Annotated in this window: 22 protein-coding genes; 9 read left to right on the forward strand and 13 right to left on the reverse strand. The window is 64.9% G+C overall.

All coding sequences use genetic code 11. The annotated features are described in order from the left end of the window. Nucleotides 1-85 precede the first annotated feature (85 nt). The 3 genes from dacB (at nucleotide 86) to DOD19_RS12305 (ending at nucleotide 3398) form a co-directional block, all read left to right on the forward strand. Nucleotides 86-1624, forward strand: coding sequence for a D-alanyl-D-alanine carboxypeptidase/D-alanyl-D-alanine-endopeptidase (gene dacB / locus DOD19_RS12295; protein ID WP_112185762.1), 1539 nt, complete (start codon nucleotides 86-88; stop codon nucleotides 1622-1624). After that, nucleotides 1621-2148: a molybdopterin-guanine dinucleotide biosynthesis protein B gene (gene mobB / locus DOD19_RS12300; RefSeq protein ID WP_024976536.1), complete on the forward strand. Its 528-nt coding sequence runs from the start codon at nucleotides 1621-1623 to the stop codon at nucleotides 2146-2148. The genes dacB and mobB overlap by 4 nt, the downstream gene beginning before the upstream one ends. Before the next feature lie 203 nt (nucleotides 2149-2351). Next, on the forward strand, nucleotides 2352-3398 hold the full coding sequence (locus DOD19_RS12305) for a tetratricopeptide repeat protein (RefSeq protein ID WP_239497995.1): 1047 nt from the start codon (nucleotides 2352-2354) through the stop codon (nucleotides 3396-3398). 63 nt (nucleotides 3399-3461) lie between these two features. Here DOD19_RS12305 and DOD19_RS12310 read toward each other — a convergent pair whose 3' ends face one another. The 11 genes from DOD19_RS12310 to DOD19_RS12360 form a co-directional block, all read right to left on the reverse strand. Beyond that, the gene (locus DOD19_RS12310) at nucleotides 3462-4505 is read right to left on the reverse strand and encodes an SGNH/GDSL hydrolase family protein (protein ID WP_024976538.1); all 1044 of its coding nucleotides are present in this window, start codon (nucleotides 4503-4505) and stop codon (nucleotides 3462-3464) included. Between the two features lie 146 nt (nucleotides 4506-4651). Continuing rightward, a complete protein-coding gene (locus tag DOD19_RS12315) occupies nucleotides 4652-5665 on the reverse strand; it encodes an L-threonylcarbamoyladenylate synthase (RefSeq protein WP_024976539.1) in 1014 nt (337 codons plus the stop codon). Between the two features lie 13 nt (nucleotides 5666-5678). Next, nucleotides 5679-6914, reverse strand: a complete 1236-nt coding sequence (locus DOD19_RS12320; RefSeq protein WP_112185766.1) for a 5-(carboxyamino)imidazole ribonucleotide synthase — start codon at nucleotides 6912-6914, stop codon at nucleotides 5679-5681. Between the two features lie 19 nt (nucleotides 6915-6933). After that, the gene (gene purE / locus DOD19_RS12325; protein WP_012434947.1) at nucleotides 6934-7443 is read right to left on the reverse strand and encodes a 5-(carboxyamino)imidazole ribonucleotide mutase; all 510 of its coding nucleotides are present in this window, start codon (nucleotides 7441-7443) and stop codon (nucleotides 6934-6936) included. Between the two features lie 16 nt (nucleotides 7444-7459). Continuing rightward, nucleotides 7460-8383 carry a phosphoribosylaminoimidazolesuccinocarboxamide synthase gene (locus DOD19_RS12330; RefSeq protein ID WP_004636116.1) on the reverse strand — a complete coding sequence of 308 codons (924 nt, stop codon included), beginning with the start codon at nucleotides 8381-8383 and terminating at the stop codon, nucleotides 7460-7462. Nucleotides 8384-8496: 113 nt separating this feature from the next. Continuing rightward, a complete protein-coding gene (gene fba, locus DOD19_RS12335; protein ID WP_024976542.1) occupies nucleotides 8497-9561 on the reverse strand; it encodes a class II fructose-bisphosphate aldolase in 1065 nt (354 codons plus the stop codon). Between the two features lie 87 nt (nucleotides 9562-9648). After that, complete coding sequence (gene pyk / locus DOD19_RS12340) at nucleotides 9649-11088, reverse strand: pyruvate kinase (RefSeq protein ID WP_024976543.1); 1440 nt, start codon at nucleotides 11086-11088, stop codon at nucleotides 9649-9651. A gap of 49 nt (nucleotides 11089-11137) precedes the next feature. Further along, on the reverse strand, nucleotides 11138-12349 hold the full coding sequence (locus tag DOD19_RS12345; RefSeq protein ID WP_112185768.1) for a phosphoglycerate kinase: 1212 nt from the start codon (nucleotides 12347-12349) through the stop codon (nucleotides 11138-11140). 119 nt (nucleotides 12350-12468) lie between these two features. Beyond that, a complete protein-coding gene (rarD, locus tag DOD19_RS12350; RefSeq protein WP_112186041.1) occupies nucleotides 12469-13365 on the reverse strand; it encodes an EamA family transporter RarD in 897 nt (298 codons plus the stop codon). 2 nt (nucleotides 13366-13367) lie between these two features. After that, nucleotides 13368-13691: an AzlD domain-containing protein gene (locus tag DOD19_RS12355; protein ID WP_024976546.1), complete on the reverse strand. Its 324-nt coding sequence runs from the start codon at nucleotides 13689-13691 to the stop codon at nucleotides 13368-13370. After that, complete coding sequence (locus DOD19_RS12360) at nucleotides 13688-14482, reverse strand: AzlC family ABC transporter permease (RefSeq protein WP_024976547.1); 795 nt, start codon at nucleotides 14480-14482, stop codon at nucleotides 13688-13690. Before DOD19_RS12360 ends, DOD19_RS12355 begins: the two co-directional genes overlap by 4 nt. A gap of 328 nt (nucleotides 14483-14810) precedes the next feature. On the opposite strand from DOD19_RS12360, the gene DOD19_RS12365 reads away from it, so the two are divergent. From DOD19_RS12365 to DOD19_RS12385, 5 genes are read left to right on the forward strand one after another with little or no spacing between them, the layout of a single operon-like run. Continuing rightward, the gene (locus DOD19_RS12365; protein ID WP_024976548.1) at nucleotides 14811-15008 is read left to right on the forward strand and encodes a zinc-finger domain-containing protein; all 198 of its coding nucleotides are present in this window, start codon (nucleotides 14811-14813) and stop codon (nucleotides 15006-15008) included. A 49-nt stretch (nucleotides 15009-15057) separates the two neighbouring features. After that, nucleotides 15058-16083, forward strand: coding sequence for a lipopolysaccharide heptosyltransferase II (gene waaF, locus DOD19_RS12370; RefSeq protein ID WP_112185770.1), 1026 nt, complete (start codon nucleotides 15058-15060; stop codon nucleotides 16081-16083). 25 nt (nucleotides 16084-16108) lie between these two features. After that, entirely contained in the window at nucleotides 16109-16549 is a 441-nt protein-coding gene (locus DOD19_RS12375) for a nuclear transport factor 2 family protein (RefSeq protein WP_024976550.1), read from the forward strand. Nucleotides 16550-16583: 34 nt separating this feature from the next. Then, on the forward strand, nucleotides 16584-17660 hold the full coding sequence (locus tag DOD19_RS12380) for an alpha/beta fold hydrolase (RefSeq protein WP_112185772.1): 1077 nt from the start codon (nucleotides 16584-16586) through the stop codon (nucleotides 17658-17660). Continuing rightward, the gene (locus DOD19_RS12385) at nucleotides 17653-18234 is read left to right on the forward strand and encodes a DUF2946 family protein (RefSeq protein WP_024976552.1); all 582 of its coding nucleotides are present in this window, start codon (nucleotides 17653-17655) and stop codon (nucleotides 18232-18234) included. The genes DOD19_RS12380 and DOD19_RS12385 overlap by 8 nt, the downstream gene beginning before the upstream one ends. A gap of 20 nt (nucleotides 18235-18254) precedes the next feature. Here DOD19_RS12385 and DOD19_RS12390 read toward each other — a convergent pair whose 3' ends face one another. Further along, on the reverse strand, nucleotides 18255-19952 hold the full coding sequence (locus tag DOD19_RS12390) for a M48 family metallopeptidase (protein WP_112185774.1): 1698 nt from the start codon (nucleotides 19950-19952) through the stop codon (nucleotides 18255-18257). A gap of 105 nt (nucleotides 19953-20057) precedes the next feature. On the opposite strand from DOD19_RS12390, the gene moaC reads away from it, so the two are divergent. Beyond that, complete coding sequence (gene moaC, locus DOD19_RS12395) at nucleotides 20058-20534, forward strand: cyclic pyranopterin monophosphate synthase MoaC (RefSeq protein ID WP_024976554.1); 477 nt, start codon at nucleotides 20058-20060, stop codon at nucleotides 20532-20534. Between the two features lie 59 nt (nucleotides 20535-20593). On the opposite strand, the gene DOD19_RS12400 is transcribed toward moaC, so the two are convergent. Further along, on the reverse strand, nucleotides 20594-21109 hold the full coding sequence (locus DOD19_RS12400; protein WP_112185776.1) for a pilin: 516 nt from the start codon (nucleotides 21107-21109) through the stop codon (nucleotides 20594-20596). Between the last annotated feature and the right edge of the window lie 109 nt (nucleotides 21110-21218).

Below are 21218 nucleotides of genomic sequence, written 5' to 3' on the forward strand. Positions count from 1 at the left end.
GTCGGCCGAAGTGCGGGGCCACTGCGTTAACATGCCTGCGTCTGCACTTGGCGCACTTATCTGCGCTCCACTCTGCCCCCCGCCGATGGCCCGAATTCGTCCGACCCGTTTGCTGAATCTGTCGCGCAGTGCGCTCGCCTGCGCCGCGCTTTTGACCATTGCGGCCTCGCCGCTGGCCCACGCCAAGAAGGCCAAGGCCCACGCCGCACCGCACGCCACCGCCGCGCAAGCTCGCCAGGCCGCGCACAACCCCGCCGGATTGCCTGCCAACGTGGCGCTGGCCTTTGCGCGCGCGCATATCCCGCTGGATGCGGTGAGCGTGTTCGTGATCCGCACCGGCACCGCCACGCCCATCCTGCAATGGAATGCCGACACCGGAATGAACCCGGCGTCGACCATGAAGCTGCTGACAACCTTCGCAGGGCTGGACCTGCTGGGCCCGGACTTTCGCTGGAAGACCACGGCCTATGCCGACAAACAGCCCGTCAACGGCACGCTCGACGGCAACCTGTACCTGCGCGGCCAGGGCGATCCGAAGCTGATTCCCGAAGAACTCGTCAAGCTGGTGACCGACGTGCGCCGCGCCGGCGTGGATGAACTGGCCGGCAATATCGTGCTCGATCGCACCTACTTCGAGGGCGGCCTGTCGGAAGCACCGCCGCTGGACGGCGACAGCGCGCGTGCCTACAACGTCGCGCCCGACGCCCTGCTGTATTCATTCAAGACGCTCACGTTCACGCTGTCGCCAGATGCCGGTAACGGCGCGGTCAACATTGATGTATCGCCGCCGCTGGCCCAATTGCAGATCGACAACCAGTTGCGCACCACGCGCGGCGGCTGCGGCGACTGGAAGACAACCTCCGGCGCCAACATCTCCACGCAAACCGACGGTCATGTGCTTGCCAGCTTCGACGGCCGCTATGCCGCCGCGTGCGGCGAACGCGTTTTCAATATCGCCGCGCTCACGCATGCCGACTTCATCTGGGGCGGCTTCCTGTCGCTGTGGCAGCAAGCCGGCGGCACGACCCGCTTTACGCCGGGCCTGCGCGAGGGCAAGGTGCCACGCCAGGCCATTCTGCTGGCCACGCACTACGGCCCGCCACTGTCGGAGGTTGTGCACGACATCGACAAGTATTCGAACAACGTGATGGCGCGCCAGCTCTTCCTGACGATCGGCGCGGAAATCGGCCGCAAGCCCGCATCGGTGCGGCAATCGACCGAGGTCATCAACCGCTGGCTGGCCAAACAGAACCTGACGATGCCGGAGCTGGTGCTGGAGAACGGCTCGGGCCTGTCGCGCATCGAGCGCATCAGCGCACGCAACATGGGGCGCTTGCTGCAGCAGGCCGATGCCAACCCGAACGGCGGCGTGCTGCGCGATGCGCTGCCCGTCGTCGGCGTGGACGGCACCATGCGCAACCGCCTGACACGGGCTGGGGTGGCGGGCAATGCCGAGATCAAGACCGGCACGCTCAACGACGTGCGCGCCATCGCGGGCTACGTGGAGGGAGAAAACGGCGAGCGCTTCGTGGTGGTCAGCATGATCAACCACCCGAACGCCAGCGGCGGCCAGGCTGCACACGACGCACTGCTGCAATGGATTTACCAGGGCGCGCCGCGATGAGTTCACGCAAGGCATTACTGGGCATCACCGGCACGTCGGGCAGCGGCAAGACCACGCTCGTCGAGCAGCTCATCGCCCGTTTCGTGCGCGACGGGCGGCGCGTGGCGGCCATCAAGCACACGCATCACGGCTTCGATCTCGATTCGCCGGGCAAGGATTCGTACCGTATGCGCGAAGCCGGCAGCGCCGAAGTCGTGCTCGTGGGCGGTGAACGCCTCGTGCTGATGCGCGAATACACCAACGCCGTGGAACCCGAACTTGATGACGTGCTGGCGCTGCTCTCGCCCGCCACCGACCTCGTCATCGTAGAAGGCTATAAGCGCAGCACCTTCCCGAAAATCGAAGTGTTCCGCCCGTCGCTGGGGCGACCGCCGCTTTGGCCAGAAATTGGCGGCGTGGTGGCGGTGGCCACCGATTCGCCTGACGCCGTGCAGCCGCCTGAAGGCGTGGCCGTGCTCGATTTGAACGACGTCGATGCGGTGTACCGGTTTGCCGTACGGCAACTGGCCAACGCATCCATATGAAGCACTCTTAACATCCGGGCGAAGCAGCTTGGCTATGATGGGGCCGTCCAGTTTTTTGCCAGCCCCCTCCCTACAACATGCTTTCCCGTCTATCGGCCGCGCTGCTTGGCGCGGCATTTTTTTGCTCGGCCCTGCCAGTCGCTGCGCGTGATTGGGTCGCCCCGAATGCGACTCTCGGGCGCGGCGCACAGGTCCACCAATTCGTGCTCATCGATTCTGCGACCGGGCGCCCGATGCCCAACGCGCGCTACCGCCTGTTCCTGCCCGGCCACACCATCGCCGGCAAGCCGCCGCAGGCGGGTGAAACCGACAGCGTGATCTTCGGCACCACCGACGGCGCCGGACGTACGGCCAAGGTCCGGTTGCCAAAACATTACGCGGCGGCACGCTGGGTGCTCAATCCCGTCGTCGGCAATGGCGACCTCGGCGAATCGTTCCGCCTGGTCGATTCGCTCGGTGGCGCACCCATCGAGGGGCATCCGTATCTGATCGATGTGGTGGACGAATACCTGGTCTGCGGCCACTCCAGCGCCGGTGGTTATACCGCCTACGTGCAATCGCGTGAGTCGCGCACCGTGCACCTTGAAAACACTGTGACCTTCACGCCGGCCGACGATGCCTGGTGCGCCGGCGAAGGCCGTGCGATCGCCGATAGCAGCAACTCGCAGGGCGCACCCGCTCTCTATTCGCAGTATCTCGGCACGCTCACCGCCAACGCGGCGACACTCAGCGAAGACTTGCAGAGCCGCATCGCGCGCAAGCTGATGTCGCTCGCGATTGCCGAACGTGACGACGCCCGCATCGACCTGGCCCTCGACCTGCAGCCGGTGCCGGAAGACCGCCTCAACAGCTACGGCTACGAACTTGTTGACGCGGGCCTGCGCGTGGAGCGCGGCCTGTCGATGATCGAAGCCTATCTGGCCAAGCACCCGAACGACCCATTCGCGCTCGACAGCAAGGGCTGGGCGCTATACCGGCTCGGCCGCAACGACGAAGCGCTTACATGGTTCGACCGCTCTATCGCCGTCTTCGCGCAACCCGGCAGCGACTATGAAGCGAGCGACGACGCAGTACGCGAAGCACGCGCGGAAGGCCTCGCGCACAAGGGCGAAGTGCTTTGGAAGCTGGGCCGCGCGGACGAAGCGCACGATTGCTTCAGGCAGGGCCTCGCCATGTCGCCGCAGAACGATGTGCTCAAGGCCACGCTGGCCCGCCTGGCCGTGACATTGCCGACCGCCGACGCCAAGTAGGAAAAACATCGCTACAAACAAAAACGCCCGCTTCACGCGGGCGTTTTGCTCAGTGGTGCTCGATCAGTGCGTCACACCGTCAGCCAGCAGGCGTTGCAGCACGTTGCTCGAGATCAGGCGATGACCGCCCGTGGTGGGGTGCACGCCGTCGGCGAACAGGTAGGACGTATCGGCGCCCGTGGCCACAAGCGTGTTGGCCGAGCAGAACAGCGAGCTGCCGCCCGCGCCCGGCACGAGTGTGTTGATCTTGGTCGCATCGCACGCCGGCACGCTGGTGTTGCTGAACCCGAACGTCGCGCCGTTCTGGATGACGGCAGTCAGCTGCGCGTTGAAGTCGATCACGCGAGCGCTGGTGCCGGCCAGACCGGTTTGCAGCGTGGTGTTGAACGCGCCCACCAGTGCATGAAGCAGTGCCTGGCCTGTCGCGCCGCCCGCCACGCCTTGCGGCGTCAGGCTGCTGTCAGGCAGGTTGAACACGTAGAGCTGCGTCGCGTTCTTGCTGATCATGTCCTTGATGTAACCGACCAGATCGGTCGCCGCCTGCTGCACTTGTGCGGTAGCGATGGCAGGCGTCACACCCGAGTTGGGTGTCGCGACGGCGGCAGCCCAGTAGAAGATGTCGTTGTTGCCGCCGAACACGAACACCACGTCGTTGTTGCCGTTGAACGTGTTGTTGCTGGCCGCGTAGAAGTTGGCGAGTTGCTGTTTGACCGGATAGGTGAGCGCCCCGGCGCCACCGTTGTGACCAATGCCATTCGGGTCGGTCACGCGCGAGCCGCCTTGCGCGTAGTCGAAGCAACCGGGTTTCGGGCAGGTCTGCACCGAGGTGGCGTAACCCATCACTGCCGGCGTGAGCGTCACACCGAGTTGTGCGGCCACGGTTTCCGCCCAGATCGGACCGGGGTTGGTGGTGAACTTGCCGCCGCCCACGGCAGCCGCTGCTGGCGTGTAGGTGCCGGCATCGCTCAGGCTGTCGCCGAATACCACCATGCGCTGCACCTTGGCGACGTTGGGGTTGCCGCTCTGATCGCTTTCACCGCCGCAAGCCGCCAGGCTCAAGGCCAGGGCCGCCGATGCGACGACGCCCATCCATTGACGCAACTTCATGATGTCTGTCTCCCGTGTGGAATTTTTTTTGGTCTGTGGTGCCGCGGTGCGTAACCTCGCCGTGCGCGTTTGAAGCACGCGGAACGACACAACGCCCAAGTGTAGCGAGGTTGCCGGGCGCACGGCGAACGCGCACCCCGTAAGAATTAGAGGTCCGTCTCGAACGCGGCGGCGGCGCGACGCAGGCGGTCGTTGACGGCCGCCCAGGCGGGCGTGTCAGCTAGGGTTTCCACCCAAATGGCGTCGTAGCCGCCGCGGTCGAGTTCGCGCAATAGCGCGTAGAGCGCGTTGGCATAGGCGGCAGGTGTGGCGGGGGCGACGCGCTGATCGCAGCCGTCACGCAGTGCCACGGGGGCACCGAGCCACACGATGCGCTTGTCCGCGGGCAGCGCAGCCAAGCGCGCGGGCACATCTGCAGCCGATAGCAGATGCAATGGCGTACGCGGCGCGTAGTGCGCCTTCAACGTGCCGGAAGCACGCGGCGCAGCGGCATCGGGAAGCGCCGGCACTTCGCCGGTCACGCGCTCGATGTCTTCGGGCGTGATGGCGCCCGGGCGCAGCAGCACGGGGCCAATGCCCTGATCCAGCCGCGAAAGATCGATGATGGTCGATTCGATGCCCACATCCACGCCGTCGCCTTCGAGCACGAACACGGCATCGCCGAATTCGTCTCGCACGTGCTGCGCGGTGGTCGGGCTGACCTGGCCGAACTTGTTGGCCGACGGCGCTGCAATGCCGCCGCGCCCGCGCTTGAAGCGCGAGAGCAACGCCTGCGCCACCGGGTGCGATGGGCAACGCAGCCCGATGCTGTCCTGCCCACCCGCCACGGCCGCGGGAATATGCGGCGCACGTTTCAGGATCAGCGTGAGCGGCCCCGGCCAGAAGGCTTCGATGAGTTGGAGCGCGATGCCGGGCACATCGTCGGCCCAATAGGAAATATCGGCGCCGTCGACCACGTGCACGATCACGGGGTGATCGGACGGACGCCCCTTGGCCGCATAGATCTTGGCGATGGCCTGCGGGCTTTCGGCATCGGCGCCGAGTCCGTACACGGTCTCGGTCGGGAAGGCGACCAGCTCGCCCGCCTCCAGCCTGCGCGCAGCCTCATCAAGGCGTTCGGCGGAAGGCATGGTGTAGGGCGTTTTGGTCCGATGCGGCATGGGCTACTCGTCTTCAGGCGGGCTGCAGGCCGAGCACGTGCGCGGCATGGCGGAATGCTTCGTCCACCACTTCCGGCGAGGTGCCGACGCAATTCACGTGACCCATCTTGCGGCCCGGGCGCGCATCCGCCTTGCCGTACAGGTGGACCTTCGCACCGCTGTGGCGCATCACTTCGTGCCACGCAGGCGTGCGCTCGAGACCGTATTCGAACCACACGTCGCCCAGCACATTCAGCATGCGCCCCGGCGAGTGCTGCCGCGTGCTGCCCAGCGGCAGGCGGGCCATGGCGCGCACCTGCTGCTCGAACTGGCTGGTCTCGCACACGTCCATGGTGATGTGGCCGGAGTTATGCGGACGCGGCGCCATTTCGTTGGCGACCAGAGAGCCATCCTGCAGCACGAAGAACTCGATGCACAGCACGCCGACGTAGCCCATTTCTTCGGCGATCATCGCCGCGGCGGCACGTGTGCGCGTGGCAATGTCATCCGACACGCTGCGCGAGGGCATGGTCGTTGAAAACAGGATGCCGTCACGGTGCTCGTTCTCGGCAAGCGGCCAAGTGGCGGTCGTGCCATCGGCGCCGCGCGCGGCCAGCACCGACACCTCGTACGCCAGCGGCAGCATCTTCTCCAGCACGCACGGCACGTGCTGCATGGCCGCCCAGGCCGCGCGCAGCTCTTCAACCGTTGCGACACGCGCCTGGCCCTTGCCGTCGTAGCCCATGCGGGCGATCTTCAGGATGCCGGGCAGCAGGTCGGCGGGCAATTGTTCGATATCGGCTTCGTGCTCGATCACCCAGCTCGGTGCGGGGTGGATGCCGGTGCGTGCGGCGCACAGCGCGAAGAATTTTTTCTCGGCAATGCGGTTCTGCGCGATCGATACGCAGTTGGCACGCGGCGCAACGAACGCACCGAGTTGCTCCAGGCGGTCGAGCGCCATGGCCGGCACGTTTTCGAATTCAGTGGTGACGGCCGGGCACAGCGCAGCCATCTCTGCCAATGCGGCTTCATCGGTATAGCCAGCGCACAGATGGCGCTCTGCGATGGTGCCGGCAGGGCTGTTCGGATCCGGGTCGAGCACGCAGACTTTGTAGCCCATCGCCTGCGCGGCGTGCGTGAACATGCGGCCGAGCTGGCCGCCGCCGAGCATGCCAAGCCAGGCATCGGGCAGGATCGCGTTGGGAACGTTCAGCGCGCGGGATTCCGCGGTGTGGGCTTGCGCCAGGCGCGGGTTCAGGTCGTCGGCCATGAATCAGGTCGTAGGTTACTTAAGCGCCGTGCACAGGGAGCGTCATGCCGCGCGCGACTTCGGTCTGCTGGGCGCGGAAGGCCTCGAGCTTGTCGGCAAGGGCCGAGTCGGTGGTGGCGATCGTCGCGATGGCAGCCAGCGCTGCGTTGGCCGCACCGGCCTCGCCAATAGCAAACGTCGACACCGGAATGCCCTTGGGCATCTGCACGATGGAGAGCAGCGAATCTTCGCCGCGCAGGTACTTGGACGGCACTGGCACGCCGAACACCGGCACGATCGTCTTGGCGGCGATCATGCCCGGCAAGTGGGCTGCCCCGCCCGCGCCGGCGATGATGGCGCGCAAACCACGGCTGCGTGCGGCTTCGGCGTAACGGAACATGTCGTCCGGCATACGGTGCGCAGAAACAACCTGCGCCTCGAACGGAATGCCGAACTGCGTGAGCATGTCGACGGCGTGGCGCATCACTTCCCAGTCGGAGCTGGAGCCCATCACCACGCCAACGAGCGGAGCGGATTGCTGTGCGGTCATCGTCATCGCTCCTTGTTCAGCGCAGCGATTCGCCGGTCAGGCGAGTCAGTGCTTCGCGGTACTTGTCGGCGGTCTTTTCGATCACGTCGGCGGGCAGTTGCGGCGCCGGCGCAGTCTTCGGCCACGGTTTGCCGTCGATGCGCACCGCTTCGAGCCAATCGCGCACGAACTGCTTGTCGAACGACGGCGGGTTCGTGCCGACCTGGTACGAATCGGCCGGCCAGAAGCGCGACGAATCTGCGGTGAGCGCCTCGTCCATCAGCGTGAGCGTGCCGTTCTCATCCAGACCGAATTCGAACTTGGTGTCGGCGATGATGATGCCGCGCGTGGCAGCAAAGTCGGAGGCTTCCTTGTACAGGCGGATGCTCACGTCGCGGATCTGCGCGGCGAGGTCGGGGCCGATGCGGCGCTCGACTTCATCGAAGGAAATGTTCTCGTCGTGCTCACCCATCTCGGCCTTGGCGGCGGGGGTGAAGATCGGCTCGGGCAACTTCTGCGCGTTCTGCAGGCCGGGGGCCAGATGCACGCCGCAGACGGCGCCGGTGGCTTGGTAATCCTTCCAGCCGCTGCCGGCCAGGTAGCCGCGCACCACGGCTTCCACCAGGATCGGCTTCAGGCGTTTGACCACGATGGCGCGGCCGCGCACCTGGTCGACTTCATTCGGAGCCACCACGGTTTCCGGGGCGATGCCCGTCTCGTGCGTCGGCACGATGTGGCGCAGCTTGTTGAACCAGAAATCCGACATCTGCGCGAGCACACGGCCCTTGTCCGGAATCGGCTGGCCGAGAATCACGTCAAACGCCGAGAGGCGGTCGGTGGTGACCATCAGCAGCTTGTCGTCGCCGACAGCGTAGTTCTCGCGCACCTTGCCACGGCCGAGCAACGGCAGGCTGGTGATCGACGATTCGTAAAGGGCGGAGGATGCAGGGGTGGCGGACACGGCGGAACCCGAGAGGAGATAAGAAAACGTGGAAGGCCAGCATTATACGTGGCCCATGCAATGCAAAACGGCTGGCGCAGTGCCAGCCGTTTGCCAGATGTGACGCGAAATGCTTATTGCACCACTTGCGCCAGATCGCCGCTTTGGTACTTCTGCGCCATCACCGACAGACCGATCGGCTTGATCTTGCCAGCCTGACCTTCGCAGCCGAACTCGATATAGCGCGCCTTGCAGACTTGCTTGGCGGCTTCGCGGGCGGGCTTGAGCCATTCGCGGGCATCGAACTTGTCCGGGTTTTCGGCCAGGAACTTACGCACCGCGCCCGTCATTGCCAGGCGGATGTCGGTGTCGATGTTGATCTTGCGCACGCCGTACTTGATGGCTTCCTGGATTTCCTCGACGGGCACGCCGTAGGTTTCCTTCATCTTGCCGCCGTACTGGTTGATGATCGCCAGCAGTTCTTGCGGCACGCTCGACGAGCCGTGCATCACCAGGTGGGTGTTCGGGATGCGGGCGTGGATTTCCTTCACGCGGCTGATCGCCAGGATGTCGCCGGTAGGCTTGCGCGTGAACTTGTAGGCGCCGTGGCTGGTGCCAATGGCGATGGCCAGCGCGTCCAGTTGGGTCGCCTTGACAAACTGGGCAGCCTCTTCCGGGTCGGTCAGCAGGGACGAGTGGTCGAGCTTGCCTTCCGCGCCGTGGCCATCTTCCTCGCCGGCCATACCGGTCTCCAGCGAGCCCAGGCAGCCGAGTTCGCCTTCAACGGTCACGCCAACCTTGTGGGCCATCTCGACCACGCGGCGCGTCACGTCGACGTTGTAGTCGAAATCAGCCGGGGTCTTGCCGTCTTCGCGCAGCGAGCCGTCCATCATGACCGAGCCGAAGCCCAGGTCGATGGCGCCCTGGCAGATTGCCGGGCTTTGGCCGTGATCCTGGTGCATGACCAGCGGAATCTCCGGATAAGCCTCGACGGCGGCCTGGATCAGGTGCTTGATGAACGATTCGCCGGCGTATTTGCGGGCGCCTGCGCTGGCCTGCAGGATGACCGGTGCGCCGGCTTCCTTGGCAGCTTCCATCACAGCCTGGACTTGCTCCAGATTGTTCACGTTGAATGCCGGCAGGCCGTAGCCGTTTTCAGCGGCGTGGTCCAGCAGTTGGCGCATCGAGACGAGTGGCATGGTTTTCTCCTATGGATCGATCTGTATTCGGTCTCAGGAACCCGTGGGCGTCTGGTAGACGTAGCAAACGGCGTTCCGTCGTGGGCGTCAGTGCATGCCGACGCGAACAATCTTGAGCGTGTTGGTGCCGCCGGCCTGACCCATCGGCTCGCCGACGGTCAGGACGATGAAGTCGCCACGCTGCACGACGCCACGCGCGACCAGCAGTTCTTCGGCCTGGTGCAGGGCTTCGTCACGGTCGGCGCTGTTGGCCAGCGGCAGCGACTGCACGTTGCGGTACAGGGCCATCTTGCGCTGCGAGGCCACGTTGGGCGTCATCGCATAAATGGGGATGTTGATGCCGTGGCGGCTCATCCACAGCGCCGTGGCGCCGGAATCGGTAAGCGCGGCAATCGCCTTGACCTGCAGATGGTGCGCCGTGAACAGCGCCCCCATGGCAATCGACTGGTCAATGCGGCTGAAAGTCTGGTCGAGGAAGTCAGTGTCCAGGTGCACGGATTGCGACTTCTCGGCTTCCAAACAGATGGCAGCCATGGCCTCGATGGTCTCGACCGGGTAGCGGCCGGCAGCGGTTTCCGCCGACAGCATCACCGCATCGGTGCCGTCGAGCACGGCGTTGGCGACGTCCGACACCTCGGCGCGCGTCGGCACCGGGTTGACGATCATCGATTCCATCATCTGCGTGGCGGTGATGGCCAGCTTGTTGTTTTCGCGGGCCAGCTTGATCATGCGCTTCTGCAGCGCTGGCACAGCCGCGTTGCCCACTTCCACCGCCAGGTCGCCACGCGCGACCATGATGCCGTCGGAAGCGGCCAGGATCTCTTCGAGCACGCCGGGGCGGATGGCCTCGGCACGCTCGATCTTGGCGATCATGCGCGTCTTGTGGTTGTGCGGCGCGCCTGCCACGGCGGCCAGCTGGCGCGCCATTTCCATGTCGGTCGCGTTCTTGGGGAAGCTGACCGCAACGTAATCGGCGCCCAGCGCCATCGCGGTCTTGATGTCTTCCATGTCCTTGGCGGTCAGCGCCGGTGCCGACAGCCCGCCGCCCTGGCGGTTGATGCCCTTGTTGTTGGACAGATCGCCGCCGATCTTGACGATGGTCTCAATCTCTTCACCCACCACGCGCTCGACCTGCAGCACGATCAGCCCGTCGTTGAGCAGCAGCAGATCGCCCGGGCCAACGTCGCGCGGCAGTTCCTTGTAGTCGAGACCGACGCGCTCCTGGTTGCCCAGTTCGCAGCGGGCGTCGAGCGTAAAGCGATCACCCGGTTCGAGCGTGATCTTGCCGCTCTCGAACTTGCCGACGCGGATCTTCGGACCCTGCAGGTCGGCCATGATGGCCACCTCGCGGCCCACCGAACGCGCCACTTCGCGCACAAGCTGCGCACGATCGATGTGATCTTGCGCCGCGCCGTGCGAGAAGTTCAGCCGCACCACGTCCACCCCCGCGGCGATCATGCGGGTCAGGACTTCCTGCGTGCTGGACGCGGGGCCGAGCGTTGCGACGATCTTGGTAGCACGGGTCATGGGCGGCGGTGTCTCGTTGTTGTGGTGGGGATGTTCGCGGCGCTTGCGCTCAAGCCACAGCGGTCTGGCTCTGCGCGCGTTGCTCCAGGATTTCGACGGCCGGCAACGTCTTGCCTTCCAGGAATTCGAGGAACGCACCGCCGCCGGTGGAGATATAGCCCACCTTGTCGGCGATGTTGTACTTGGCGATGGCAGCCAGCGTGTCGCCGCCGCCCGCAATCGAGAAACCCGACGAGGCAGCAATCGCCTCGGCCAGCACCTTGGTGCCATTGCCGAACTGGTCGAACTCGAACACGCCGACCGGGCCGTTCCAGACGATGGTGCCGGCTGTCTTCAGTTGCTCGGCCAGTTGGGCAGCCGTCTTGGGGCCGATGTCGAGGATCATGTCGTCGTCCGCCACATCCGCCACATCCTTGACGGTCGCGGCCGCGGTAGCGCTGAATTCCTTGGCGCACACCACGTCGACCGGGATGGGCACCGATGCGCCACGTGCTGCCAGCATCTCAATGATGGCCTTTGCATCGCCCACCAAGTCGGCTTCCGCCAGCGATTTGCCGATCTTCAGGCCGGCAGCCAGCATGAACGTGTTGGCAATGCCGCCACCGACGATTAGGTTGTCCACCTTGTCAGCCAGCGACTTCAGGATAGTCAGCTTGGTCGAAACCTTCGAGCCGGCCACGATGGCGACCAGCGGGCGTGCCGGCTGACCCAGCGCCTTGCCCAGCGCATCCAGTTCGGCGGCCAGCAGCGGACCGGCGCAGGCGACGGGCGCAAACTTGGCGATACCGTGGGTGGTGGCTTCCGCGCGGTGGGCAGTGCCGAAGGCGTCGTTGACGTAGACATCGCACAGCTTGGCCATCTTCTGGGCCAGTTCGTCACTGTTCTTCTTCTCGCCCTTGTTCACACGGCAGTTTTCCAGCAGCACGACCTGGCCGGGCGCGACATCCACGCCGTCGACCCAGTTCTGGACGAGTTTCACGTCACGGCCTAGCAGCTCGGACAGGCGCTTGGCAACCGGCGCGAGCGAATCTTCGGGCTTGAATTCGCCCTCGGTCGGGCGGCCCAGATGCGAAGTGACCATGACGGCCGCACCCGCGTCCAGCGCGGCTTTGACGGCCGGCACGGATGCGCGGATGCGCGTGTCTTCGGTGATGTTGCCGGCATCGTCTTGCGGCACGTTGAGGTCGGCGCGGATGAACACGCGCTTGCCGGCAAGCTTTCCTTCGGAGATGAGATCGGACAGACGCAGGACGTGGGGCATGGCAGCTACGGAAGAAATCGCGGAAAACGACAATTTTACCCGATGCGCCTGGTCAAAACGTGCGTTTCTCGGCCGAACCTTCCGGGCTCGACCGTCTTGCCGAGGCCGATTGGCGGGGACTATGCCGGCACCGGCGTGCGACGGCGCAGCCGCATCCAGCCTTCGGCCGAATACACGGCAAGACCTGCCCAGATGAGCACATAGCCCGCCACCTTGGGGCCCGCAAACGGCTCGTTGTAGAGCCAAACGCCCAGCAGCAACTGCAGCGTCGGGCTCACGTATTGCAGCAAACCCAACAGCGACAGCGGAATACGCCGCGCGCCGGCGCCAAACAGCAGCAGAGGCAGCGCCGTCAGCGGGCCGGCCAGCGCCAGCAGCAACTGCGTGCCCGGAGGTGCGGCCAGGAAGGCATTCTGATGCTGCGAAGCCAGCCAGCCGAGATAGGCCAGCGCCAGCGGAAACAGCAGTAGCGTCTCCAGCGTCAGCCCTTCCAGCGCGCCCAGCGGCGAAGTCTTGCGCAGCAAACCGTAGAACCCAAACGAAAATGCCAGCGCCAGAGCAATCCAAGGCAGCGTGCCGGCCTGCCAGGTCAGCCACGCCACGCCTGCCGCCGCCAAGGCTACCGACACCCACTGCACTGGCCGCAGCCGCTCGCCGAGCACCAGCAGCGCCAGCATTACCACCACCAGCGGGTTGATGAAGTAGCCCAAGCTGGCGTCGATCACGTGGTCGTGGTTGACGGCCCAGATGTAGGTCAGCCAGTTGGCGGCCAACAGGCTGGTGCTGGCCGCGTAGCGCGCCACGACACGCGGCTGCGTGCGCAGCGCCCAAAGCCACGCCCAGTGCCGTTTCACGAGCAGAATCACCACCATCACCGCCAACGACCAGATCACGCGGTGCGAAAGAATCTCCACCGGCGACACCGCCTTGAGCAGCTTGAAGTACAGCGGAAACAGGCCCCACATCGTGTAGGCCAGAAACGCGAAGATCGCGCCGTTGCGATTGGAGCCCGGCATGTTCATCCCCAGAGACGCAGCACGGTAAAGACGCCCATGCCGACGAAGATCATGCCGAGCATGCGCCGCGTTGCCACATAGAAAGCGGTGGCTGCAACGCCGGCCATCAGGCGCGGGTTGGTCCAGCTCGCGTCGAAGTGCCCCTGATTCCAGAGCAGGTCCGGCAAGACGATGGCGACGAGCGCGGCAGCGGGCGCAAAGCGCAGCGCGTGCTGCACGCGGGTGGGCAGGGTCATGCGGTTGCCCACGATCAGGAACAGCGAACGCGTGACGATCGTCACCACGGTCATCCCGGCAATCACCAGCCAGATTTCGAGTGCGCTCATGCGTCGTCCTCTTCGGCTGCAACACGCGCGGCGCGGCGGCGTTGCCACTGCAGGCGCGCGGCGGCTTCGTCCGCAGCCAGGCCGGCAGCCATCGCGCCGGTCACTGCAATCACCAGACTCAATCGATACGGCAGCCTGAAGGCAACCAGAGCCAGCACCGCCGCCACAGCCACCGCCATGAGGGTGGCACGGCTACGAATGGTCGACACCATGACAGGAATCAGCGCGAGCGTCCCGGCCAACGCCAGGCCCCACGCGTCAGGAAACAGGCTCGCCGCGACGATGCCCACGATGGACGACACCTGCCAGCCAACGAAGCTCAGCAGGACCATGCCCCAGTAATAGCCCTCCTTGCCCGCCTGCGGCGCGGCCGAGGGGTACTGCTGGGTGAACAGCACGAACGGCAGATCGCCGTTGAACACGCCCAGGACCACGCGCCGCATGAACGGCAGGTGCCCGAAATGCTGCATCAGCCCCGCGCTAAAGATGATGAAGCGCACATTCACGATGAACGCCGTCAGCAACGCCGTCCAGATCGGCAACCCCGCCGCCAGCAGCGGCAGCACCGCCAACTGCGATGACCCGGCATATACGAAGATCGTCATGCCGATGGCCTGCGGGATGGTCAGCACCGATTTGCTCATCGCCACGCCGGTCACCAGCCCCCAGGCGAGCACCGGCGGCATCGACGGCATGTAAGCTCGCACGCCGGCAAAGAAGCCCGCACGTTCGGCCGGATCGATCGCTTCCCAGCGGCGCTGCAACGCAGCCGCCCAGCGAACTAGCGCCATAGCGCCCCCAAAAGTGGCGAATCAGACTCTTTTTGATCAACCGGACGGGGACAACCGGCAGCGCGGGCGCGCAGGAACGTCGGGGGCGACATGGGTGGCTCGTAGGAAACACGCGATTATACTTTTGATGTTAAGCATCCGCTTAACGGCGATGCGCGTGCGCCCCGCCCTACGAAACGATTCGTGCCGGGCGCCACGCACTGCAACAATCTGCGTTGGCGTGCCTGCGCCCACCCCTTACAATTTCGCTTTTGTCGGTTTTTGAACCTGCGGCCCATATCACGGTGTGGCTGACCTGCTCAGACCGCGCCGGCACTCCTCACTCACCATGACCTCGCAAACCGCACCCACGATCGAAATCGGCGCAGACGACCTGCCGCTGCATTGCCCGACCGCCAAAACGCCGGCCTGGAACTACCACCCGCGCGTGTTCCTCGACATCGCTGACACCGGCGAGGCCAAGTGCCCGTACTGCGGCACCGTCTACAAGCTGGCCCCCGGCGTTGAACTGAAGGGCCACCATTGAGCCCGATTCACCTGCAGTACACCGGTCGCCGCGCTCGCCAGGCGATTCGATGATGCGCAAGATTCTCGTCGTCGCCCCCAATTGGATCGGTGATGCGCTGATGGCGCAGCCGCTGTTCGCGCAGCTCAAGGCGCGGCACCCGCGCGCGCAGATCCACGCCATCGCCCCAAAATGGGTCGCGCCCGTGCTCGCGCGCATGCCCGAGATCGCGCGCGTGCTGCCGACCGAACTCGCCCACGGCAAGCTGCAGCTCGGCAGCCGCACGATGTTCGCCCAGCAGCTCAAAGGCGAAACCTTTGACGCAGCGTACGTGCTGCCGAACTCGTTCAAGAGCGCGCTGATCCCGTGGCTGGCCGGCATTCCGCTGCGCATCGGCTACAAGGGCGAGTCGCGCCTGGGCGTGCTGAACGTGCGCTATCCGAATCCGCCCAAGAACGCGCGTCCGCCGATGGTGCAGCACTACGCGGCGCTGGCTTTCAAGCCCCACGCCAAGCTGCCCGACACCCTGCCCGACCCCAAGCTCGACATTGATGTGCAGCGGGTGGCCGCCACCTCGGCCAAGTTCGGCATTCCGGGCAACGCGCGGCTGATTGCCTTCTGCCCGGGCGCGGAATACGGCCCCGCCAAGCGTTGGCCTGCCGAACACTTTGCAGAGCTTGCGCAGATGCTGCGCCGCTCGTTCCCGTATGCGCAGATCGTCGCGCTCGGTTCGGGCAAGGACCGCGAGATGGCCAACGCCATCGTCGAGCGCGCGCCGTTCGTGCGCAACCTGTGCGGCGAGACCTCGCTGGACGAAGCCATCGAGCTGCTCGCCCGCGCCGAAGCCGCCATCTGCAACGATTCCGGCCTGATGCACGTGACCGCTGCCCTAGGGCGCCCACAGGTGGCCGTATTCGGCTCCAGCGACCCGCGCCACACGCCGCCGCTGTCGCCCGCTGCGAGTATCATGTGGCTCCATCTGGAGTGCAGCCCGTGCTTTGCGCGCGAATGCCCGCTGGGCCACTTGCGCTGCCTGCGCGACATCGGTCCCGAGATGGTGTTTCATGAATTGCGCCGGCTGCTGCAGCCGCAGTAATACGCTCTCCTTAACGTTCACCGCCATGCCACGATTTGCCCGCCTGTTCGAAGCCGCCGAGGACATCCTCGAAGCCTATCGCGATGCGCTCAAGCGCCGCGATGCCGATGGCGCGCTCAAGCTGTGGCTCGATGAGGACTCGGTGAGCTTCATCCTGCCGGATGGCCAGCGCCTGAACGGCCACGAGCAACTGCGCGGCTGCCTTGATGCGCTGGTCGAGAAGAACCCGGTCTGGATCGAATGCCTCTCGCAGCAGGTGCATTCGTCGCTGGGCGTATCGATCTTCGAAGCCACGGAAGCGCTACGCTTCTCGGCCACCGCCACCGAGGCCGACCTGTACGTGCACACGACGTACGTACTGATGCAGAACCACGAAGGCTGGCGTATCGCCCACGTGCATTCCAGCCAGGCCGCCGAAGAACGCGTGGCCGCCTCCATCGCCAGCGTTACGCACTCTCTGCACTAAGCTGCCGCGCTTGGCGTGGCTGCCGTCTCTCTCGATGACCCACCCGTCTCGCCACGCCACTCCCCTTGAACTGAATCTGGGCGCCCTGCTTGCAGGGTCGTTCGAGCCGCATGCGTTCCGCTCGCCGTGGTGGCTGATCGGCGGCAACGCGCAGACGATCGTGCCCGCGCGCCTGTGGCGCTTTCCGCGCATTACGTATCGGCGCGAACGCTGGGACACGCCCGACCACGACTTCATCGACCTCGACTGGACCACGCATGAAACGGATGCGCACGCGCCGCTCGTCGTCATGTTTCATGGCCTGGAGGGCGATTCGCGCAGCCATTACGCGCGGCTGCTGATGGATGCGCTGCGCGCGCGCCGCTGGCTGGGGGTCATTCCGCACTTTCGCGGTTGCTCGGGCGAGATGAACCTTGCGCCGCGCATGTATCACTGTGGAGACGGCGCTGAGATCGCGTGGATCCTCGAACGCCTTTATCGGACGGTTTGCCAGCCGCAGGGCCGCAAGCTGCTGGTCGTCGGCATCTCGCTGGGCGGCAACGCGCTGCTGCGCTACCTGGGCGAACATGGTACCGATGCGCGCTACGTGAGCGCGGTTGCGACGGTGTCTGCGCCGCTGGACATGCGAGCGGGCGGCGCAGCGTTGTCCAAGGGCTTCAACATGGTCTACACGCGCATGTTCCTGCGCACGCTCAAGGACAAGGCCAACGCCAAGCTCGACCAGCACCCAGGCCTGTACGACCGCGCCGCCATGATGGCCACGCGCACGCTGGGGCAGTTCGACAATCTTGTCACCGCCCCGCTGCACGGTTTTCGCGACGTGCTCGACTACTGGACACGCGCTTCATCCAAACCCGTGCTGCGCGAGGTACGCGTGCCCGCGCTGGTGCTGAACGCTCGCAACGATCCGTTCCTGCCCGGACAGCACCTGCCCGGCCCCGCCGACGTGTCACCCGATATCACGCTGGACCAGCCGCTGCACGGCGGCCATGTCGGCTTCCTGGTGCGCCATGGCAAGACAGGCCGCGTCGACTGGATGCCCGCCCGAGTCCTGCGCTTTTTCGATGACGTTTTGGGCCGCCAAACCAACGCGGAAGACGCCCATGGATGACATCGTCCGCCAGGCCATGGCCAAGTGGCCGAACGTGCCGAACTGCTTTGGCTGGCTGGCGCTGGATCGGCGGGGCCAATGGCGCATGCGCAACGAATATGCGCAGGCCAACAACCTATCCGGTGAGCCGATCCGCCACGCGGCGCTCGTCGATTTCATCGTGCGCAACTATGCGCATGACGATGCGGGGCGCTGGTTCTTCCAGAACGGGCCGCAGCGAGTGTTTGTCGGACTCGATTACACGCCGTGGGTGGTGCGGCTGTCAGCCGACGGCGCGCCGCCAGCGTTCACCACAACCACCGGCGCCGCATTCTCACCCGGCGACTGTTTTGTCGATGAACAAGGCAGCGTGCTGCTCTCGGGCCGCGTGGGCGGCTGCGAAGCAGAAGAGACGATTGCGCTGCTGCACGATCATGACCTGGAGCCGTTCTCATCCTTGGCCCAATGGCACGGAGACGCATGCGGAGCCGCACTGGGTACGTTGACGCTGGGGGATCGGACGTTCGACATTGAGCCAATTGCGAGCACGGAGGTTGCAAAGCGCTATGGCTTCGTGACCCGGCCCGCGGAATAGCGCCCGCTGGCCCACCCGCCCTACTTCGGCAACGCCTTGTCTTCCGCCTTCTCTTCCCGGTATTGACGTTCCATCTGGTGCAGGCGCGCATCCACTTCGGATAGCGTGTAGAAATCCGCATCTCCCGCATCGCGGGCGAGCTTCAGTTGCTCCACTGCCGATTCCCACGCCCCATCCCGCGCGTATTTCTCCGCCAGCGCACGATGCTGCTCAACGCGCTTGCCCTTGTCGGCATAGGCACGGGCGAGCATGTCCCACCAGATCGGCTGGGTGGTGTCTTCGCGGGTCTTGTCTTTCAGATACGGAATCGCGTCATCGGCCCGGCCGGCCGTCAGCAGCGTTTGCGCATAGGTGATGCCCACCGCGCGTGACAGCGGATACGCAACGAGCGCCGCGCGTGCCAACGTCAGCGCTTCGGATGCACGGTCACGAGCGCGTGCCAACTCGATGGCCGTCACATCCAGCTCGACGCTGCCCGACGTGATGCCGGGAATGTTGCCGTACAGGCGTCGCGCCTCCTGCAGCGCCTGCTCAGCGTCATCCAGCCGCCCGGCCATCTGGTTGGCGACGGCCACGCCGTACCAGAGCGCCGCGCGCTTCTCGACGGGCGCATCCGGTGCCGACGACAATTGCGAGCGCATCGCATTACGCACGTCGATATAAGCGCTTGTGGACGTTTCCTGCAGCACGCGCGCGCGCACCTTCGCAAAACCAAATTCTGGCCGATGCGGCTGGCGCGGATGCGGCAAGCCTCGTGCGCGGTCCTCCATGTCGGCGATACGTTCGCCGGTCAGCGGGTGGGTGCGCGCATAACCGGGAATCACGCCGGTATCGGCAATGTTCGTCACGCGCTGCAGACGACGAAAGAAGTCCGGCATGCCGTCCGGGTTGTAGCCAGCGCCGGTAAGCAACGTGAAGCCTACGCGGTCTGCCTCGCGCTCCGCGCCGCGCGAGAAGGCGAGCTGGTTCGATACTGCCGCCGCCTGCCCGCCCATCGCCAGCGCCTGCGCGGCGTCACCGCTTTTGGTGGCTGCCAGGCCGGCCAACAGAATCGACGCCAGCGCAATCCACATCGACTCGCCGGATTTATCGATGCCGCGCGCAATATGCCGCTGCAGCACGTGCCCGATTTCGTGACCGAGCACCGAGGCCAGCTCCGATTCACTCTCGGTCGCGACCAACGTACCCGTGTTCACGCCGATGTAGCCGCCCGGCAACGCAAACGCATTGATTCCCGGATCACGCACGGCGAACAGCTCAAAGCTCGACGCCGACGTGCTGCCCGCCACGTGCTGACGGCGCGCCGCATCGATCAGCTTGTAGCCAATGGTATTGAGGTAATCGGTGATCAGCGGGTCGGGCACGAAGTCCGGATCGCGGCGTATCTGGCGCATCACACGGTCGCCCAGGCGGCGCTCCATCTCGGGCGACAACGACGCTGTCGACGGATCACCCATATCGGGCAACTCGTACGTCGGCGCGTCAATAACAGCCGGCTCCTTCGGCAAATACGGTGACTGCCGGCCGATCTGCACGCTGCGATTCAGGTTGCTTTGCACCTGATCGGCAGCGGAACCTAAGCCCGGGTTGACCGAGGCCGCAGGCGCGGACGCCACCGCCTGGCCCAGCACGGGCAATGGCAGCGGCGTCAGCCATGTCGACAACAGCACAGCAGCCGTCAGCTTGCGGACGCGCGGCCGAAAAAGTGAAAGCGTCATACGGAAAGCACGGAGAGCGGAATCAGCGCGGCTACATCGCCGCAAGCCGGGTGCTTGCTATCATAAAACGCTTCGTACCCTGCCCCGCAAAACGCGCTGTCACTCATGTCGCAACTCACCCACTTCGATTCCGCCGGACAAGCCCATATGGTCGACGTCGGCGACAAGGCCGTTACCCACCGGGTGGCCGTGGCCACTGGCACGATCCGCATGCTGCCCGAGACGTTTGCGCTGGTGCGCGACGGCAACGCCAAGAAGGGCGATGTGCTCGGGATTGCGCGCGTTGCGGCCATCCAGGGGTCCAAGCGGACGTCGGATTTGATTCCATTGTGTCATCCGCTGGCGTTGACGAAGGTGGGGGTGGAGTTTGTGCTGGATGAGGCTGAGCAAACCGTCCGCTGCACCGTTCGTGCCGAGACGCGTGGACAGACCGGCGTGGAAATGGAAGCGCTGACTGCGGTGCAGGTGGGGCTGCTGACGATCTACGATATGTGCAAGGCTGTGGATCGGGGGATGGTGATTGGGGATGTGCGGCTACTGGAAAAGCATGGGGGGAAGTCGGGGGATTGGGTGGCGGTTTAACCAACCCCTTGCCCCAACAAGAAGAGCGTCACGGAGACGCTCTTTTTTAATGCGGGAAACTAACTGCAATCCGCAGGGGCAATATTATTAGGGAGTGTCGCTTTCCCATCAATTGGGCCCGCTACATCTACTGCTGTCTTCCCAGCCGCGTAGCAGTCCCAATGAATTGGACCATTAGGACGCACTCCACTCGCCAAAGCAGTGCCACCCGATGTGGGCTTCAACACCAGAACGTTGGCACCGTCTTTTGCAACACGCGCCCCATATTCAATGCTGATTTCCCCATTATCATTGTCGATCGTGACTCCTTTTGCTTTCACATTGGCCGTCGGCACTGAAGCAGGCGTATAGCCATGTGCTAGTCCCGAGTTACCCATCACGGCATTCTCCGCCACGATGGTCTTGGCGCCAGCTGCCAGAGCCAAACCTTCTGTCACGCGTGAGCGACTCATGTAGTCCTGATAGGCCGGCACTGCGAATGACGCCAGAATGCCGACGATGGCAACGACGATCATCAGTTCAATCAAGGTAAAACCCATTTGAGCTTGCTTACCGGCACGGTACTTCAAACGCATTTACTTCTCCTCTGTTGTTATTTCTGAAATTCAACTGCCAACCTCTTTTGGCACTTGAGAGGAAGAAGACTAAGCGAACAGATGCAGCCTCATACAAAGCGCAACGATT

The sequence above is a fragment of the Ralstonia sp. GX3-BWBA genome, assembly GCF_003290055.1.
GTDB classification, from domain to species: domain Bacteria; phylum Pseudomonadota; class Gammaproteobacteria; order Burkholderiales; family Burkholderiaceae; genus Ralstonia; species Ralstonia holmesii.

Coding starts and splice junctions, on each gene's coding strand:
- dacB (WP_112185762.1), top strand. CDS start 86: ATGGCCCGAATTCGTCCGACCCGTTTGCTGAATCTGTCGCGCAGTGCG.
- mobB (WP_024976536.1), top strand. CDS start 1,621: ATGAGTTCACGCAAGGCATTACTGGGCATCACCGGCACGTCGGGCAGC.
- DOD19_RS12310 (WP_024976538.1), bottom strand. CDS start 4,505: ATGAAGTTGCGTCAATGGATGGGCGTCGTCGCATCGGCGGCCCTGGCC.
- DOD19_RS12315 (WP_024976539.1), bottom strand. CDS start 5,665: ATGCCGCATCGGACCAAAACGCCCTACACCATGCCTTCCGCCGAACGC.
- DOD19_RS12320 (WP_112185766.1), bottom strand. CDS start 6,914: ATGGCCGACGACCTGAACCCGCGCCTGGCGCAAGCCCACACCGCGGAA.
- purE (WP_012434947.1), bottom strand. CDS start 7,443: ATGACCGCACAGCAATCCGCTCCGCTCGTTGGCGTGGTGATGGGCTCC.
- fba (WP_024976542.1), bottom strand. CDS start 9,561: ATGCCACTCGTCTCGATGCGCCAACTGCTGGACCACGCCGCTGAAAAC.
- pyk (WP_024976543.1), bottom strand. CDS start 11,088: ATGACCCGTGCTACCAAGATCGTCGCAACGCTCGGCCCCGCGTCCAGC.
- DOD19_RS12345 (WP_112185768.1), bottom strand. CDS start 12,349: ATGCCCCACGTCCTGCGTCTGTCCGATCTCATCTCCGAAGGAAAGCTT.
- rarD (WP_112186041.1), bottom strand. CDS start 13,365: ATGCCGGGCTCCAATCGCAACGGCGCGATCTTCGCGTTTCTGGCCTAC.
- DOD19_RS12355 (WP_024976546.1), bottom strand. CDS start 13,691: ATGAGCGCACTCGAAATCTGGCTGGTGATTGCCGGGATGACCGTGGTG.
- DOD19_RS12360 (WP_024976547.1), bottom strand. CDS start 14,482: ATGGCGCTAGTTCGCTGGGCGGCTGCGTTGCAGCGCCGCTGGGAAGCG.
- DOD19_RS12365 (WP_024976548.1), top strand. CDS start 14,811: ATGACCTCGCAAACCGCACCCACGATCGAAATCGGCGCAGACGACCTG.
- waaF (WP_112185770.1), top strand. CDS start 15,058: ATGATGCGCAAGATTCTCGTCGTCGCCCCCAATTGGATCGGTGATGCG.
- DOD19_RS12375 (WP_024976550.1), top strand. CDS start 16,109: ATGCCACGATTTGCCCGCCTGTTCGAAGCCGCCGAGGACATCCTCGAA.
- DOD19_RS12380 (WP_112185772.1), top strand. CDS start 16,584: ATGACCCACCCGTCTCGCCACGCCACTCCCCTTGAACTGAATCTGGGC.
- DOD19_RS12385 (WP_024976552.1), top strand. CDS start 17,653: ATGGATGACATCGTCCGCCAGGCCATGGCCAAGTGGCCGAACGTGCCG.
- DOD19_RS12390 (WP_112185774.1), bottom strand. CDS start 19,952: ATGACGCTTTCACTTTTTCGGCCGCGCGTCCGCAAGCTGACGGCTGCT.
- moaC (WP_024976554.1), top strand. CDS start 20,058: ATGTCGCAACTCACCCACTTCGATTCCGCCGGACAAGCCCATATGGTC.
- DOD19_RS12400 (WP_112185776.1), bottom strand. CDS start 21,109: ATGCGTTTGAAGTACCGTGCCGGTAAGCAAGCTCAAATGGGTTTTACC.